This window comes from Pseudomonas sp. LB3P14, from assembly GCF_054898045.1.
Genome location: NZ_CM142714.1, coordinates 6,841,453 through 6,859,122 on the forward strand (window position 1 = coordinate 6,841,453; position 17,670 = coordinate 6,859,122).

General features: G+C 60.5%; 14 protein-coding genes. 11 read left to right on the top strand and 3 right to left on the bottom strand.

The features are described 5' to 3' along the window. The first annotated feature begins 315 nt into the window (after positions 1 to 315). The 11 genes from pcaR (at position 316) to pcaC (ending at position 11,216) form a co-directional block, all read left to right on the top strand. A complete protein-coding gene (gene pcaR, locus ACYZT5_RS31435) occupies positions 316 to 1,158 on the top strand; it encodes a pca regulon transcriptional regulator PcaR (protein ID WP_008147316.1) in 843 nt (280 codons plus the stop codon). A gap of 140 nt (positions 1,159 to 1,298) precedes the next feature. Continuing rightward, entirely contained in the window at positions 1,299 to 2,645 is a 1,347-nt protein-coding gene (locus ACYZT5_RS31440; protein WP_462048770.1) for an aromatic acid/H+ symport family MFS transporter, read from the top strand. A 293-nt stretch (positions 2,646 to 2,938) separates the two neighbouring features. Next, positions 2,939 to 3,796, top strand: coding sequence for a CoA transferase subunit A (locus ACYZT5_RS31445; RefSeq protein WP_007947285.1), 858 nt, complete (start codon positions 2,939 to 2,941; stop codon positions 3,794 to 3,796). Continuing rightward, a complete protein-coding gene (locus ACYZT5_RS31450; RefSeq protein WP_462048771.1) occupies positions 3,796 to 4,575 on the top strand; it encodes a CoA-transferase subunit beta in 780 nt (259 codons plus the stop codon). The genes ACYZT5_RS31445 and ACYZT5_RS31450 overlap by 1 nt, the downstream gene beginning before the upstream one ends. Continuing rightward, positions 4,572 to 5,777 carry a 3-oxoadipyl-CoA thiolase gene (gene pcaF / locus ACYZT5_RS31455; protein WP_185753200.1) on the top strand — a complete coding sequence of 402 codons (1,206 nt, stop codon included), beginning with the start codon at positions 4,572 to 4,574 and terminating at the stop codon, positions 5,775 to 5,777. The genes ACYZT5_RS31450 and pcaF overlap by 4 nt, the downstream gene beginning before the upstream one ends. A gap of 54 nt (positions 5,778 to 5,831) precedes the next feature. Then, positions 5,832 to 6,536, top strand: coding sequence for a protocatechuate 3,4-dioxygenase subunit beta (gene pcaH, locus ACYZT5_RS31460; protein ID WP_462048772.1), 705 nt, complete (start codon positions 5,832 to 5,834; stop codon positions 6,534 to 6,536). A 1-nt stretch (position 6,537) separates the two neighbouring features. After that, entirely contained in the window at positions 6,538 to 7,104 is a 567-nt protein-coding gene (gene pcaG / locus ACYZT5_RS31465; protein WP_462048773.1) for a protocatechuate 3,4-dioxygenase subunit alpha, read from the top strand. A gap of 191 nt (positions 7,105 to 7,295) precedes the next feature. Then, entirely contained in the window at positions 7,296 to 8,600 is a 1,305-nt protein-coding gene (locus ACYZT5_RS31470; protein ID WP_462048774.1) for an MFS family transporter, read from the top strand. Positions 8,601 to 8,645: 45 nt separating this feature from the next. Further along, on the top strand, positions 8,646 to 10,010 hold the full coding sequence (locus ACYZT5_RS31475; protein WP_462048775.1) for a 3-carboxy-cis,cis-muconate cycloisomerase: 1,365 nt from the start codon (positions 8,646 to 8,648) through the stop codon (positions 10,008 to 10,010). 11 nt (positions 10,011 to 10,021) lie between these two features. Further along, complete coding sequence (gene pcaD / locus ACYZT5_RS31480) at positions 10,022 to 10,813, top strand: 3-oxoadipate enol-lactonase (RefSeq protein ID WP_462048776.1); 792 nt, start codon at positions 10,022 to 10,024, stop codon at positions 10,811 to 10,813. A 10-nt stretch (positions 10,814 to 10,823) separates the two neighbouring features. Then, positions 10,824 to 11,216 (top strand): 4-carboxymuconolactone decarboxylase, encoded by a 393-nt coding sequence (gene pcaC / locus ACYZT5_RS31485; RefSeq protein ID WP_008147336.1) that lies wholly within the window; start codon positions 10,824 to 10,826, stop codon positions 11,214 to 11,216. Positions 11,217 to 11,364: 148 nt separating this feature from the next. Here pcaC and ACYZT5_RS31490 read toward each other — a convergent pair whose 3' ends face one another. From ACYZT5_RS31490 to emhB, 3 genes are all read right to left on the bottom strand, one after another. After that, positions 11,365 to 12,624 (bottom strand): OprD family porin, encoded by a 1,260-nt coding sequence (locus ACYZT5_RS31490; RefSeq protein ID WP_462048777.1) that lies wholly within the window; start codon positions 12,622 to 12,624, stop codon positions 11,365 to 11,367. Positions 12,625 to 13,060: 436 nt separating this feature from the next. Next, a complete protein-coding gene (emhC, locus tag ACYZT5_RS31495; protein ID WP_462048778.1) occupies positions 13,061 to 14,521 on the bottom strand; it encodes an efflux RND transporter outer membrane subunit EmhC in 1,461 nt (486 codons plus the stop codon). Further along, the gene (gene emhB, locus ACYZT5_RS31500; protein WP_462048779.1) at positions 14,521 to 17,667 is read right to left on the bottom strand and encodes an efflux RND transporter permease subunit EmhB; all 3,147 of its coding nucleotides are present in this window, start codon (positions 17,665 to 17,667) and stop codon (positions 14,521 to 14,523) included. The genes emhC and emhB overlap by 1 nt, the downstream gene beginning before the upstream one ends. Positions 17,668 to 17,670: the final 3 nt, after the last annotated feature.

The window sequence follows — 17,670 nt, forward strand, 5'->3', positions numbered from 1 at the left end:
TTTGGTACTCGCAACTTTTACGGCTAACTAGGTCGTTCGGCGACACCGACTTTACAGTGATGTCTTTCTGACGCCATTCAATCGAACAAGTTAGGGCAATTACATCGGCGCTTTTAGTCTGCGTCCGAGTCAGTGTAAAAATAGGTAATAGGTGGTGCAAACCCGTTCAATAGTCAGCTGGCCCGCCCAAGTGACAATCGATTGCGATTATCGGTCGATGGTTCGATAATCGAACAGTCTTGGTGGCTCGGACTTGTGTGAGAGGCCGGCTGCCGCTTGTAATAGCCGCTGATCCGTGTGGAAAAAGGACCTTATATGAACGATCAAATGCGCAATTCCTTCGCTTCAGTGGCGCCGCCGATCGTTGCCTCGCCCGCCAAGCGGATCCAGGCACTGACTGGGGACCCCGATTTCATGACGTCCCTCGCCCGTGGCCTGGCCGTGGTGCAAGCGTTCCAGGAACGCAAACGTCACCTCACCATTGCCCAGATCAGCCACCGCACGGAAATTCCCCGCGCCGCTGTGCGACGTTGCCTGCACACGCTGATCAAACTCGGCTACGCCACCACCGACGGCCGCACGTATTCGCTGCTACCCAAAGTGCTGACGCTCGGCCATGCCTATGTGTCTTCGACTCCGCTGGCGGTTTCCGCCCAGCCCTACCTGGACCGCATGAGCGAGCAACTCCACGAAGCCTGCAACATGGCCACTCTGGAAGGCGATGACATCTTATACATCGCTCGTTCGGCCACCACCCAGCGATTGATTTCCGTCGACCTGTCAGTGGGTGGACGTCTGCCCGCCTATTGCACCTCAATGGGTCGGATTCTTCTCGCGGCGCTGGACGATACGTCACTGCGCGAGTACCTCGATCATGCAGAGCTGCAAGCCAAGACCAGCCGAACCCTGCACACCCCCGAGGCGTTGCTCGAATGCCTGCAAGAGGTGCGGCAACAAGGCTGGTGCATCGTCGATCAGGAACTGGAACAGGGCCTGCGCTCGATTGCCGTTCCCGTGTACGACGCTTCCGGTCAAGTGGTCGCGGCGCTGAACGTCAGTACCCACGCCGGCCGAGTCAGTCGTAATGAGCTGGAGCAACGTTTCCTGCCCGGCCTCCTTAGCGCGAGCCGCGACCTCAGCGCACAACTCTTTGCGTAAGCCATTCGCCTAAGCTGTTCGATAAACGCACAGACTCGAGTTTATCGAATTGACGCTCTTTCCCCTGGATCACTAATGTCGCGGCAGCGCCAGCCTTGGCTGGCTCCTGTCCGACTGCGTTCTTGCGTGGAATAAAAATAATGAACCAGCCTCAGTCTGCTGTAGGAAACTGCCTCGACGTGCAGTCCTTCATCAATGCTCAACCCATTTCGCGCTACCAGTGGCGAGTGGTAGTCCTGTGTTTCCTGATTGTTTTCCTCGATGGCCTCGACACGGCGGCCATGGGCTTCATCGCGCCCGCCCTGTCTCAGGATTGGGGCATCGACCGCGCCAGCCTTGGCCCGGTGATGAGCGCTGCGCTGATCGGCATGGTCTTCGGCGCATTGGGTTCTGGCCCGTTGGCTGACCGCTTCGGGCGAAAAGTCGTACTGGTGGGCGCGGTGTTGTTGTTCGGCGCTTTCAGCCTGGCTTCGGCTTACAGCACCAACGTCGATCAGCTGCTGGTGCTGCGTTTCCTCACCGGCCTGGGCCTTGGCGCCGGCATGCCGAACGCCACAACGCTCCTGTCCGAATACACCCCGGAGCGTAAGAAATCCCTGTTGGTGACCAGCATGTTCTGCGGCTTCAACCTCGGCATGGCTGGCGGCGGTTTCATTTCCGCCAAGCTGATCCCGGCCTTTGGCTGGCACAGCCTGCTGCTGATCGGCGGGATTCTGCCGTTGATCCTCGCAGTCGTTTTGTTTTTCTGGCTGCCGGAATCGGCGCGCTACCTCGTAGTCCGCAATCGCGGCACTGACAAAGTGCGTAAGACCCTGGCGCCCATCGATCCAACCGTCGTCGCCCGGGCATCCAGCTTCAGCGTGCCGGAACAGAAAACCGTGAAGGCCCGCAACGTTTTCGCAGTGATCTTCTCCGGCACCTACAGCACCGGCACCTTGTTGCTGTGGCTGACCTACTTCATGGGGTTGGTGATCGTTTATCTGCTGACCAGTTGGCTGCCGACGCTGATGCGTGACAGTGGCGCGAGTATGGAACAAGCGGCGTTTATTGGCGCGTTGTTCCAGTTTGGTGGGGTATTGAGCGCGGTGGGCGTGGGCTGGGCGATGGACCGGTTCAATCCGCACAAGGTTATCGGCATTTTCTATCTACTCGCCGGGGTGTTTGCCTACGCGGTAGGGCAAAGCCTGGGCAACATCACGCTGCTGGCGACATTGGTGCTGGTGGCCGGGATGTGTGTCAACGGCGCGCAATCGGCGATGCCTTCACTGGCGGCGCGGTTTTATCCGACCCAGGGGCGGGCGACCGGGGTGTCGTGGATGCTCGGGATTGGCCGCTTCGGCGCGATTCTCGGTGCCTGGATGGGCGCGACACTGCTGGGCCTAGGCTGGAATTTCGAGCAGGTGCTGACAGCGCTGGTGATTCCAGCGGCATTGGCGACCACGGCGGTGGTGATCAAGGGCATGGTCAGTCATGCGGATGCGACCTGACGGTTCCTCAAGTGATCGTTCCCACGCTCCGCGTGGGAATGCAGCCCGGGACGCTCTGCGTCCCAAAAGCGGACGCAGAGCGTCCATTTGAGGTATTCCCACGCGGAGCGTGGGAACGATCTGGCGCAGAAAGCGGATCGGTAGCAAGGCAACAATCTGTTCGATAAACGAACACTCAGTCGATTATCGGATTGTTTGGCGTTTTTCAGGGGCTTACTCTTCAGTCATTCCGGCGCTGCGCATCGCGCCTTTTTCTTCCACTGTCGGTTCATAACAAAACGGGAGCCTGCCCCATGGCTGAAATCCTTTCGCTGCACGACGCGGTGAAGCAATTCGTTAACGACGGCGATACCGTCGCGCTCGAAGGCTTCACTCACCTGATCCCTACGGCGGCGGGTCACGAAATCATTCGCCAGGGCAAGAAAGACCTGACTCTGGTGCGGATGACGCCTGACCTGATCTACGACCAGTTGATCGGCGCCGGTTGTGCTCGCAAGCTGATCTTCTCCTGGGGCGGTAACCCGGGCGTCGGTTCGCTGCACCGCCTGCGTGATGCAGTCGAGAAGCAGTGGCCACACGCGCTGGAAATCGAAGAACACAGCCACGCCGACCTGGCCAATGCCTACGTCGCTGGCGCATCTGGCCTACCGTTCGCGGTGCTGCGTGCCTACGCCGGTTCCGACCTGCCGAAGGTCAATCCGCTGATCAAAACCGTTACCTGCCCATTCACCGGCGAAGTATTGGCGGCCGTGCCTTCGGTGCGCCCGGACATCACCGTGATTCACGCGCAGAAAGCCGACCGCAAAGGCAACGTGCTGCTCTGGGGCATTCTCGGCGTGCAGAAAGAAGCGGCGTTGGCCGCCAAGCGCTGCATCGTTACCGTCGAAGAAATCGTCGACGACCTCAATGCACCGATGAACTCGTGTGTTTTGCCAACGTGGGCGTTGAGCGCGGTCTGCCACGTCCCTGGCGGCGCGCATCCGTCCTACGCTCACGGCTACAACGAGCGTGATAACCGTTTCTACCAGGCCTGGGACCCGATTGCACGCGACCGTGAAACCTTCACCGCGTGGATCAACGAGTACATCCACGGCTGCGCTGACTTCAGCGAGTTCCAGGCCAAACTGGCCGCTGCTTCGGAGGCGAAGTAATGACTTACACCACCAATGAAATGATGACCGTCGCCGCTGCCCGCCGTCTGAAAAACGGTTCGGTGTGCTTCGTTGGTATCGGCCTGCCGTCGAAAGCCGCCAACCTGGCGCGTCTGACTTCCTCGCCGGACGTCGTCCTGATCTACGAATCGGGTCCGATTGGTGCCAAGCCAAGTGTACTGCCGCTGTCTATCGGTGACGGTGAGTTGGCGGAAACCGCCGACACCGTCGTCCCGACCGGTGAGATTTTTCGCTATTGGTTGCAGGGCGGGCGCATCGACGTCGGTTTCCTTGGCGCCGCGCAAGTCGACCGCTTCGGCAACATCAACACCACGGTGGTGGGCGACTACCATCAGCCGAAAGTCCGCCTGCCGGGTGCCGGTGGCGCGCCGGAGATCGCTGGTTCGGCCAAGAGCGTGTTGATCATCCTCAAGCAGTCGGCGCGTTCCTTTGTCGATAAACTCGACTTCATTACCTCGGTTGGCCATGGTGAGGGCGGTGATTCGCGAAAGCGTCTCGGTCTGCCGGGCGCAGGACCTGTCGGCATTATTACCGACCTGTGCATCATGGAGCCGGAAGCGGATACCCATGAATTCGTGGTCACCGCGTTGCACCCTGGCGTGACACGGGAGCAGGTGACTGCCGCCACCGGTTGGGCGATTCGTTTTGCCGAGACGGTTGAAAATACCGCTGAGCCAACGGTGGTCGAACTGACTGCGCTCAGGGATCTGGAAGCCCGCACTGCCGCGGCCCACGGCCAAGCACCCGGAGAAGCCTGATGCGCGATGTTTATATCTGCGACGCGATTCGCACCCCCATCGGCCGTTTCGGCGGTGGCCTGTCGGCGGTTCGCGCCGACGACCTGGCCGCCGTGCCGATCAAGGCGCTGATGGAGCGCAACCCGTCGGTCGACTGGAACGCGGTGGACGAGGTGTTCCTCGGTTGCGCCAACCAGGCCGGCGAAGACAACCGCAACGTAGCGCGCATGGCGTTGCTGCTGGCGGGCCTGCCGGAAACCATTCCGGGCGTGACCCTCAATCGCCTCTGCGCCTCGGGTATGGATGCCATCGGCACCGCTTTCCGGGCGATCGCCAGTGGCGAGATGGAGCTGGCCATTGCTGGCGGCGTCGAGTCGATGTCCCGCGCACCGTTCGTGATGGGCAAGGCTGATGCGGCGTTCTCGCGCAACATGAAGCTGGAAGACACTACCATCGGCTGGCGTTTTATCAACCCGTTGATGAAAGCCCAATACGGCGTGGATGCGATGCCGCAGACTGCCGATAACGTGGCCGACGATTACGAAGTTTCCCGCGCCGATCAGGACGCTTTCGCACTGCGCAGTCAGCAACGGACGGCAGCCGCGCAAGCTGCAGGATTTTTCGCGGAAGAAATCGTTGAAGTGCGCATTGCCCACAAGAAGGGTGAAAGTGTCGTCAGTCAGGATGAACATCCTCGCGCCGACACCACGCTGGAAACACTGGCCAAACTCAAACCGGTCAACGGTCCCGACAAAACAGTCACCGCCGGCAATGCTTCCGGTGTGAACGACGGTGCGGCGGCATTGATTCTGGCTTCCGGCGACGCGGTGAAGAAACACGGTCTGACCGCCCGCGCCAAAGTGCTGGGCATGTCCAGCGCCGGTGTCGCACCACGGGTCATGGGCATCGGCCCGGTGCCTGCAGTGCGCAAATTGACCGAACGTCTCGGTCTGGCGGTCAGCGATTTCGACGTGATCGAACTCAACGAAGCGTTCGCCAGCCAGGGTTTGGCGGTGCTGCGTGAACTGGGACTGGCGGACGACGCTGCCCAGGTCAACCCGAACGGTGGCGCCATTGCCTTGGGCCATCCGTTGGGCATGAGCGGTGCGCGTCTGGTACTGACCGCGCTGCATCAGCTGGAAAAGACCGGTGGCAAGAAAGGTCTGGCGACCATGTGCGTCGGCGTGGGCCAGGGTCTGGCCTTGGCGATCGAACGGGTCTGACGCGCTTCGCTGTGAAAAAAGAAGCGTCGACTAATAAGAACTGAGGAATGTTTCATGACTGACAAGCCTGGTTACCGCCGCCCGCAAGAGGGCACCCAGCCGGAATACCTGCACCCGGCCTATCAATCCACCAACCGTCGCTCGCCGTCCAAGCCGTTGGTGTTTTTGCCCCATTCGCTGTCTGAAATTACCGGTCCGACCATCGGCGCCGAGCGTGTGCAGGAGAAGGACAACGACCTGACCGCCCAGCACAAGAGCGAGCCCCTGGGTGAGCGCATCATCATTCACGGCCGCGTGCTGGATGAAGATGGATTGCCAGTGCCGGGCATTCTCGTGGAGATCTGGCAAGCCAACGCTGCCGGTCGCTACAACCATGACCGCGACCTGCACGATGCGCCGCTGGACCCGAATTTCACCGGCACCGGCCGCACCGTGACCGACGCCGATGGCTGGTACCAGTTCCAGACCATCAAGCCCGGCGCCTACCCGTGGGGCAACCACCACAACGCGTGGCGCCCGGCGCACATCCATTTTTCGCTGTTCGGGCCGAGCATTCTGACGCGCCTGGTGACTCAGATGTATTTCCCGGGTGACCCGCTGCTGGCCTATGACCCGATCTACAACTGCGTATCGGATACCAGCGCCAAAGAGCGTTTGATCGCCAGTTTCGATCTGGAAAAAACCATCCCTTCCTATGCCCTCGGTTATCGCTGGGACATCGTCTTGCGCGGCCGCGAAGCCACGCCGATGGAGAAATAAGATGACGCTGAACGCGACCACGTCCCACACCGTCGGGCCGTATTACCACATCGGCCTGACCTGGCTGAACCGCGAAGACCTGACCGTCGAACAAACCCTGGGCGATCGCGTGGCGATCACCGGGCAAGTCATCGATGGCAACGGCGACGTCGTCAACGACGCGATGCTGGAAGTCTGGCAAGCCAACGCCGCCGGCAAGTACGACCACCCCGAAGACGATCAGGACAAACCCCTGGACCCGAACTTCGAAGGGTTTGGCCGGGTACCGGTGGATGCGCAAGGGCGCTTTCGTTTCACCACCATCAAGCCGGGCACGGTCGAAGGCTTGAAAGGCACGACCCAGGCGCCACATCTGGTGGTGCTGGTGTTTGCTCGCGGGTTGGTGAAGCACTTGCTGACGCGGATTTACTTTGATGGCGAACCGGCCAACGTGGCGGATCCGCTTCTTGAGTGTGTGCCGGCTGAACGTCGCAGCACCTTGTTGGCCAAGGCTGATGCGTCGGGTGTTTATCAGTGGAATGTGATTCTGCAGGGCACCGATGCGGAGACGGTGTTCTTCGATTATTGACTCCACCCTGATCGTTCCCACGCTCTGCGTGGGAATGCATCCCGTGACGCTCTGCGTCACAGTGGACGCGGAGCGTCCATGGCGGCATTCCCACGGGGACCGTGGGAACGATCGGTGTGAAGACTGCATCTGCGGAACGGGACTGTTGCAAAGTGTGTCTAGACTCTCACAGTCCCCATTGAGTGAAAACAATGACAACTTCAACCGCTACACCCGCGCACTACACCGGTGAAGAGCGCAGCAAACGCATCTTTGCGATTGTTGGCGCTTCGTCCGGCAACCTCGTCGAATGGTTCGACTTCTACGTCTACGCCTTTTGCGCGATCTATTTCGCGCCAGCCTTTTTCCCGTCCGACAACCCAACGGTGCAGTTGGTCAACACGGCTGGCGTATTTGCCGCCGGGTTCCTGATGCGGCCCATCGGGGGCTGGATCTTCGGCCGGGTGGCGGACAAGCACGGGCGCAAGAATTCGATGATGATTTCGATTCTGATGATGTGCTTCGGTTCGTTGCTCATCGCCTGCCTGCCGACCTACAAGGACATCGGTGTCTGGGCGCCGATCATGCTGTTGTTCGCCCGCTTGATCCAGGGCCTGTCGGTGGGCGGTGAGTACGGGACCACCGCGACCTACATGAGCGAAGTCGCCCTCAAGGGCCAGCGCGGTTTCTTCGCCTCGTTCCAGTACGTGACGCTGATCGGTGGGCAACTGCTGGCGGTGTCGTTGGTGGTGATCCTGCAACAGTTCCTCACTGAGGATGATTTGCGTGCCTATGGCTGGCGGATCCCGTTTGTCGTCGGTGCGTTGGCGGCGCTGATTTCACTGTTCCTGCGCCGTTCGCTCAAGGAAACCACCAGCAAGGAAATGCGCGAAAACAAGGACGCCGGCAGCATCCGCGCACTGTTCCGCGATCACAAGACTGCGTTCATCACCGTGCTCGGTTACACCGCCGGTGGCTCGCTGATTTTCTATACGTTCACCACGTACATGCAGAAGTACCTGGTGAACACCGCCGGCATGCCCGCCAAGACCGCCAGCTACATCATGACCGGTGCGCTGTTCCTTTATATGTGCATGCAGCCGTTGTTCGGCATGCTCGCCGACAAGATCGGCCGACGTAACTCGATGCTCTGGTTCGGCGCTCTGGGGACGTTGTTCACCGTGCCGATCCTGCTGAGCCTGAAAAGCGTCAGCAGTCCATTCCTGGCCTTCGTGCTAATTACCGTGGCGCTGGCGATCGTCAGTTTTTATACCTCCATCAGTGGCCTGGTAAAAGCTGAAATGTTCCCGCCGGAGGTGCGTGCATTGGGTGTCGGCCTGGCTTACGCGGTGGCGAATGCAATCTTCGGTGGTTCGGCGGAATATGTGGCCCTGAGCCTCAAAGCCGGGGGCATGGAAAATTCCTTCTACTGGTACGTGACGGTGATGATGGCGGTGGCGTTCCTGTTCAGCCTGCGCTTGCCGAAACAGGCGAAGTACTTGCACCACGACCTTTGATCTTTACCCGTGGGCCTGACCGGCCCACGCTTCCAGGGACTGTTTATGAACGAGCGACCGGGCAATCAATTGTTCGATGCCTATTTCACTGCGCGCGATATGCGTGAGGTGTTCTGCGATCAGGGTCGGGTTCAAGCGATGCTTGATTTCGAAGCGGCACTGGCCCGGGCCGAGGCGCGGGTCGGGCTGATTCCGCAAACAGCTGTCGCGCCTATTGAGGCGGCCTGTCAGGCTGGGCATTACGACTTCGCCGCCCTCGGCGAGGCAATTGCCACGGCCGGCAATTCGGCGATTCCGTTGGTCAAGGCGCTGGGTAAACAGATCGCGGCCAACCATGCCGAAGCCGAGCGCTATGTGCATCTGGGCGCGACCAGCCAGGACGTGATGGATTCAGGTTTGGTGCTGCAACTGCGCCGGGCGCTGGAACTCATCGAAAGCGATCTGGCACAACTGGGCGAAATTCTCGCGACCCAAGCCTTGCGTTTCGTCGCCACACCGCTGGCCGGGCGCACCTGGTTACAACACGCGACGCCAGTCACCCTCGGCATGAAAGTCGCCGGTTGGCTGGGCGCTGTCACTCGCAGTCGTCAACGTCTGCAAGAACTCAAACCGCGATTGCTGGTGCTGCAATTCGGCGGCGCCTCCGGAACCCTTGCGGCCCTTGGCGAGCAGGCGATGCCGATTGCCCAGGCACTGGCCGAGGCGTTGCAACTGGCGTTGCCGGAACAGCCTTGGCACACCCAGCGAGATCGCTTGGTGGAGTTCGGCTCGGTATTGGGATTGATCGCCGGCAGCCTCGGCAAACTGGGTCGCGACATCAGCCTGTTGATGCAGACCGAAGCCGCTGAAGTGTTCGAACCCTCGGCGCCGGGCAAGGGCGGATCTTCGACCATGCCGCACAAACGCAACCCGGTAGGCGCGGCGGTGCTGATCGGCGCTGCAACGCGCGTTCCGGGTTTGCTCTCGACCCTGTTCAGCGCCATGCCTCAAGAACACGAGCGCAGCCTGGGCCTGTGGCATGCCGAGTGGGAAACCCTGCCGGAGATTTGCTGCCTGGTGTCCGGCAGCCTGAAACAAGCGTTGCTGGTGGCGGATGGACTGGAAGTGGACGCGGAGCGCATGACCCGCAACCTCGATCTGACCCAAGGCCTGGTGCTCGCCGAAGCGGTGAGCATCGTCCTCGCTCAACGAGTGGGGCGCGACACGGCGCACCATTTGCTGGAGCAATGCTGCAAGCGCGCAGTGGCCGAACAACGTCATCTGCGAGCGGTACTCGGCGACGAGCCGCAAGTGACCGCCCAACTGTCGGATGCTGAACTCGATCGTCTGCTGGACCCCGCCCATTACCTCGGCCAGGCCCATACCTGGGTCGAGCGAGCGGTGGCTGAACATTCTGCGTTGACTGCCTGAAGGAGATTGCTGTGGCTTTCGTACAACTCGCCGAGGGCGAACTGCATTACCAACTTGATGGCCCGGCGGATGCGCCGGTGCTGGTGTTGTCCAACTCGCTGGGGACCGACCTGCACATGTGGGACGCGCAGATTGCGGCGTTCACCGAGCATTTCAGGGTGCTGCGTTTCGACACCCGTGGCCACGGCAAATCGCTGGTCACGCCGAGTCCGTACAGCATCGAGCAACTGGGGCGCGACGTGCTGGCGCTGCTGGATGCATTGCACATCGAGCGCGCGCATTTCTGCGGTCTGTCGATGGGCGGTTTGATTGGCCAGTGGCTGGGGATTAACGCTGGCGACCGGCTGAACAAACTGGTGGTGTGCAACACCGCGGCGAAAATCGGCGACCCGTCGGTATGGAACCCGCGTATCGAAACCGTGCTGCGTGACGGTTCGGCGGCCATGGTCGCGTTGCGTGATGCGTCGATTGCACGCTGGTTCACCCCTGACTTTGCTGAAGCGAATCCTGCTGCCGCGAAGAAGATTACCGACATGCTCGCGGCCACTTCGCCGGAAGGTTATGCGGCTAATTGCGCCGCCGTGCGCGATGCAGACTTCCGTGATCAACTGTCCTCGATCAAGCTGCCGCTGCTGGTAATCGCCGGCACCGAAGACGCGGTCACGCCGCCGTCCGGTGGGCACTTTATTCAGGAACACGTGCAGGGCGCCGAGTACGCCGAGTTCTACGCCGCGCACCTGTCCAACGTTCAGGCCGGTGCTGATTTCAGCGACCGCGTGCTGGCGTTTCTGTTAGCTCATTAAGGGGATTGTTGTGGACGAGAAACAACGTTACGACGAGGGCCTGAAAGTCCGTCGCGCGGTGCTCGGCGACGCCCATGTCGACCGCAGCCTGAACGCGCTGACCGAGTTCAACTCGGAGTTTCAGGAAATGATCACCCGCCATGCCTGGGGCGATATCTGGACCCGTCCGGGGCTGCCGCGCCATACCCGCAGCCTGATCACGATCGCCATGCTGATCGGCATGAACCGCAACGAAGAACTCAAACTGCACTTGCGCGCCGCCGCCAACAACGGCGTGACCCGCGGCGAGATCAAGGAAGTGATCATGCAGAGCGCGATCTACTGCGGCATTCCGGCAGCGAACGCGACGTTCCACCTGGCGGAGTCGGTGTGGGATGAGTTGGGGGTTGAATCGCGGGAGTGATCTTCGGGATTTCCAGTGTTGATCGTTCCCACGCTCTGCGTGGGAATGCCTCACCGGACGCTCCGCGTTCGGCTCTTGATGGGACGCGGAGCGTCCCGGGCTGCATTCTTTTGCTGCGCGTGGGAACGATCAATGCGACGACAGATGTTTACAGCAAGCTGATCGGATAGCTGACGATCAACCGGTTCTCATCGAACTCGTTGTTGCTGAAGTCGCGGCGAATGGTCGAGTTGCGCCATTTGACGTTCAGGTCTTTGAGCGCTCCGCTTTGCACGGTGTAGCCCAGTTCACTTTCGCGGCCCCATTCCTTGCCGTCGGTGATGGTACCGGTGTGGACGTTGTCGCCACTGATGTAGCGGTTCATCAGGGTCAGGCCCGGTACGCCCACGGCGGCGAAGTTGTAGTCATGGCGCACTTGCCAGGATTTTTCTTTGGCATTGTCATAGCTTGAGTTATAGCTGTCGTTGGCCAGGGTGCCGCCGCTGGTGCCGTTGACCCGCATCCAGGCGTTGTCGCCGGTGAGTTTTTGCAGGCCGACATAGAAGGTGTTGCCGCCGTATTTGGCCGAGAACAGGCCCGACCAGGTTTTGTTGTCGAGCTCGCCGGCCCGGGCGCTGCCGTCGTCCTTGCCGTAGAAGAATCCAAGGTTGGCGCCGAGGGTCCAGTCCCCGATGGGCTGTGTGTGAATCAGGTTCACGTATTGCTGGCTATAGATGTCCTTGAGCTCAGCGTTCCACAGGCCGATCTGGGTATGTTTGTCGTTGAAGACGTATTCACCGCCCTGGAAGTTGAAGCGGTCCGAGGTGAACGCCGTTTTGCCGACCATCGACATGTCGTTCATGCTGCTGTCGTCCCGCGGGCTGTTGGCGCGGAACTGGCCGCCGTAGAGCGTCAGGCCGTTGATTTCCTTCGAGGTGATCTGGCCACCACGGAACGTTTGCGGCAGGGAGCGACCGTCGTCCGAACGCAGGATCGGCAGCACCGGCATCCATTCACCCACCTTTACTTCGGTCTGCGACAGCTTGGCCTTGAACGCCACGTTGGTGTGACCGAAGTTGTCCGCCGGGCGACCGTCATGATCCAGCGGCAGCAATTGGGTACCGCCAGTGCCTTTACCGCCATCGAGCTTCACCGAGTACAGCCCCAGCACATCCATGCCGAACCCGACGGTGCCCTGAGTGAACCCGGACTTGGCGTCGAGGATGAAGCTTTGCGTCCACTCTTCTGCCTTGCCCTGGGCTTTGGTCGGGTTGGTGAAGTTGCGGTTGATGTAGAAGTTGCGCAGGTTCAGGTTGACCTTGGCACCTTCGACAAAGCCTGCCTCCTCGGCCATGGCGGGCAGAGCCGTACTGGCCAGTGCAACGGCGATAAGGCTGGGGAACAAGTACTGCGTGCTGGAAGGTGTCATGTGCTCGGGTCTCTCTAATTTTTAGGCGTGAAACGGGGCGCTGCCGCAACCTGGGGTTGCAGACAAAAATTTGAAATCAGGACAAAAACGAACGGGATCAGCCGGACAGGGCAGGGCGCGGTGGCATGGTGTCGAACCTGTTGTTATTGGTCTTGTGCCACGAATGGTGCGGGGAATGTACCAGATGGTTCAATCGGGGAAAGCGGGTTTTGGGCGATTATCGAACGTAAGATTGGGGCGGTTTTTGTGTTGTCTGTGCCGGCCTCATCGCGGGCAAGCCCGCTCCCACAGGTTCAGCGGGGTTCACAAAGTTTGTGTTCGACACGGACACTGTGGGAGCGGGCTCGCCCGCGATGAGGCCAGAACTGACAACCCTACTTTTCCCGCAGACAACAAAAAGCCCACCAATCGGTGGGCTTCTTGTTTTACAGCGCTATCAGAACAACTTCAGCTTCGGCGCTTCTTCTTTCAACGGCTCGTTCTTCGCCGTCTGTTCGTTCCAGCCACCGCCCAGTGCCTTGTACAGATTGACGGCACTGACCAGTTGCGCCAGACGGTCGGTGATCAGTACTTGTTGGGCACTGAACAGCTGACGCTGGGCATCGAGGAAGGTCAGGTTGCTGTCGACACCAATGCGGTAGCGACGCTCGGCCAGGCGGTAGTAATCCTGGTTCGCGGTGACGAAATCACGCTGGGCCTGCAACTGATCGGTGTAGGTCTGGCGCGCGGCCAGGCCGTCGGCGACTTCCTGGAAGGCCGTTTGAATGGACTTCTCGTAGTTCGCCACGCCGATGTCTTTCTGGATTTTTGAATAATCCAGGCTGGCGCGCAGGCTGCCGGCATTGAAGATCGGCAGGTTGATCTGCGGCTGGAACAACCAGGTGCCCGAACCGCCTTTGAACAGACCGGACAGGTCCGGGCTCAAGGTCCCGGCATTGGCCGTCAGGCTGATGCTCGGGAAGAACGCAGCCCGTGCCGCGCCGATGTTGGCGTTGGCGGCTTTCAGGTCGTATTCGGCCTGGAGGATGTCCGGACGACGTTGCAGCAAGTCCGATGGCAGACCGGCTGGCACGTCGCTCAGCAGGTCGTCAGCCAGCGGCTTGGCCGCTTGCAGGTTGGCCGGGACACCGGTGCCAAGCAGCAGCACCAGGCTGTTTTCATCCTGGGCGACTTGACGGGTGTACTTGGCCTGTTGCGCGCGGGCGTTTTCCACCGAGGTACGCGACTGGGCCAGGTCCAGGGCCGAGGCAACACCCACTTCGTTGCTGCGGGCGGTAAGCTTGTAGCTCTCCTCGAACGCACCGAGGGTGTCCTGGGTCAGTTTCAGCAGCTCCTTGTCGGCTTGCCAGGTCAGGTAGGCATTGGCCACGCTGGCCACCAGGCTGATCTGGGTGCTGCGGCGTGCTTCTTCAGTGGCGAAGTATTTCTGCAGCGCTTCTTCGCTCAGGCTGCGAACCCGACCGAACAGGTCGAGTTCATAGGCGCTGATGCCCACTGTGGCCGAGTAGGAACTGGTGATACCCGCTTCGCCGGTCTGCGAGGCGCGTGCCGGGACCCGCTGACGGCTGCCGGTGCCATTGGCCGAAACCGCCGGGAACAAATCGGCACGCTGGATGCGGTATTGAGCCGCGAAGGCGTCGATGTTCAGCGCCGCGACACGCAGATCACGGTTGTTTTCCAGGGCGACCTGGATCAGCTGTTGCAGCGCCGGGTCATGGAAAAACTGCTTCCAGCCCTGTTCGGCGGCAGCCTGGGCAGGCGCCTGGGCCGACGAATACGCCGGACCTTGCGGATACTGGCCCGCCACCGGTGCTTCAGGCTGCTGATAATCGGGTATCAGCGAGCAGCCGCCGAGCACGAAGGCGGCAACAGCCAGGGAGAGTAGCGACTTGCTCATTAGCCAGCCTCTTTAGAAGGTTCAAGAGCGTCGTCCTGGTCAGCGGTTTTGCGCTGTCCTATGGCCGACACGGTGACGAAAAACAGTGGGACCCAGAAGATCGCCAGGATCGTGGCCGTGAGCATACCGCCAATTACCCCGGTACCGATCGCATGTTGGCTACCTGAACCGGCGCCCGTGGAAATCGCCAGTGGTACCACACCGAGGACGAAGGCGAGCGAGGTCATGATGATCGGTCGCAAACGCATCCGGCAGGCTTCGATCGCGGCATCGCGCAGGCTACGCCCTTGTTCATGCAGTTCCTTGGCAAATTCGACAATCAAAATGGCGTTTTTCGCCGCCAGACCGATGGTCGTCAACAAGCCCACCTGGAAGTACACGTCGTTGGACAGGCCGCGCAGGCTGGTCGCCATCAGCGCACCGATGATCCCCAGCGGCACCACCAACATCACCGCGATCGGGATCGACCAGCTTTCATACAGCGCCGCCAGACACAGGAATACCATCAGCAGCGACAGGGCGTACAGCGCTGGCGCTTGCGAACCGGACAGACGTTCCTCGTATGACAGACCCGTCCAGGAAATACCGACACCGGCCGGCAGTTTCTTGGCCAGGGCTTCGACTTCGGCCATGGCTTCACCGGTGGAATAACCGGGCGCCGGGGCACCGAGGATTTCCATTGCTTCTACGCCGTTGTAACGCGACAGCTTCGGTGCGCCGTAGATCCACTCTCCCTTGGCGAACGCCGAGAACGGAACCATGGTGCCGGCGCTGTTGCGCACATACCATTTCTTGACGTCTTCAGGACTCATGCGCGCGCCCGGCTGGCCTTGCACGTAAACCTTCTTCACCCGACCGCGGTCGATGAAGTCGTTGACGTAGCTACTGCCCAAGGCAATCGACAGGGTGTTGTTGATGTCGGTGAGGGTGATGCCCAGGGCACTGGCCTTCTCGTCATCGATTTCCAGCTGGTATTGCGGTTCGTCGTTCAGACCGTTGGGACGTACCTGATAGAGCACTTTGCTCTGCGCGGCCATACCGAGGAACTGGTTACGTGCCTCCATCAACTTGGCGTGACCAATACCGGCGCGGTCCTGCAGGAACACGTCGAAACCGGTGGCGTTACCCAATTCCAGGACCGCCGGTGGTGCGAAGGCAAACACCATGGCGTCGCGGAAGGTGAAGAAGTGCTGCTGGGCGCGGGCGGCGAGTTTGAACACGCTGTTTTCCGCATCCCGCTGATCCCACGGCTTGAGCATGATGAACGCCAGACCCGAGCTTTGACCGCGACCGGCGAAGTTGAAGCCGTTCACGGTAAAGACCGAGGCCACGGCGCCGGATTCTTTCTCCAGCAGGTAGGAACGCATCTGGTCGATCACCACCTGGGTCCGTTGAGCACTGGAACCGGCCGGGGTCTGCACCTGAGCAAACAGTACGCCTTGGTCTTCTTCCGGCAGGAACGCCGTTGGAATGCGGGTGAACAGCCAGATCATGCCGACCAGGATGATGACGTAGGCCAGCAGGTACGGAGCCTTGTTCGTGAGCATATTGCCCACGCCACGCTCGTAGCTTTTGACGCCACGGTCGAAGCTGCGGTTGAACCAGCCAAAGAAGCCGCGTTTCGGCGTGCCGTGCTCGCCTTTCGGAATCGCCTTGAGCATGGTGGCGCAGAGCGCCGGGGTGAAGATCAAGGCGACCATCACAGAAAGCGCCATGGCCGAGACGATGGTGATCGAGAACTGCTTGTAGATCACACCGGTGGAACCGCTGAAGAACGCCATCGGCAGCAGTACCGCCGAGAGCACCAGGGCGATACCGACCAGTGCCCCCTGGATCTGCCCCATGGATTTCTTGGTGGCTTCCTTGGGTGACAGGCCTTCTTCGCTCATCACCCGTTCGACGTTTTCCACCACGACGATGGCATCGTCCACCAGCAAGCCGATGGCCAACACCATACCGAACATGGTCAGGGTGTTGATGCTGAAACCGAATGCCGCGAGGATCCCGAAGGTACCCAGCAATACCACTGGCACAGTCATCGTGGTGATGACGGTGGCACGGAAGTTTTGCAGGAACAGGAACATCACCAGGAACACCAGTACGATCGCTTCGACCAGGGTTTCAACCACACCCTTGATCGATTCGGTCACCACCGGAGTCGTGTCGTACGGGAATACCACTTCCATCCCTTCCGGGAAGAACGGCTTGAGGGTTTCGATGGTCTTGCGCAGGGCTTTTGCAGTGTCGAGGGCGTTGGCACCGTTGGCCAGTTTCACTGCCAGACCGGAAGCCGGTGCGCCATTGAACTGGGCGTTGATGCTGTAGTTCTCGCCACCCAGGCCAACGTCGGCGACGTCGGACAGGCGCACTTGCGATCCGTCCTTGTTGACCTTGAGCAGGATCTTGTTGAACTGCTCGGCGGTCTGCAGGCGGGTCTTGCCGATAATCGTGGCGTTCAATTGCTGGCCGGGTGCAGCCGGCAGGCCGCCCAGTTGACCAGAGGACACCTGGATGTTCTGTGCGGCGATGGCAGCCTTGACGTCCACCGGGGTCAGGCTGAAGTTGTTCAGCTTGGCCGGGTCGAGCCAGACCCGCATGGCGTACTGCGAACCGAAGACCTGGAAGTCACCGACACCGGCGGTCCGCGAGATCGGGTCCTGCATGTTCGACACGATGTAGTTGGACAGGTCGTCCTTGGTCATGCTGCCGTCGCGCGACACCACGCCGATCACCATCAGGAAGTTTTTCACTGCCTTGGTCACGCGGATACCCTGTTGCTGCACTTCTTGCGGCAGCAGCGGGGTGGCCAGGTTTAGTTTGTTCTGGACCTGAACCTGCGCGGTATCGGAGTTGGTGCCCTGCTCGAAGGTCGCGGTAATGGTCATGCTGCCGTCGGAGTTACTTTCCGACGAGACATAACGCAGGTTATCGATGCCGTTGAGCTGTTGCTCGATCACCTGCACCACGGTGTCCTGCACGGTTTGTGCGGACGCGCCCGGGTAGGTCACCTGGATCGCAATGGCCGGAGGCGCAATGCTCGGGTATTGGTTGATCGGCAGTTTGAGGATCGATAGTGCCCCGACCAACATGATTACCAGGGCAATTACCCAGGCGAAAATCGGACGGTCGATAAAAAATCTGGACATGGT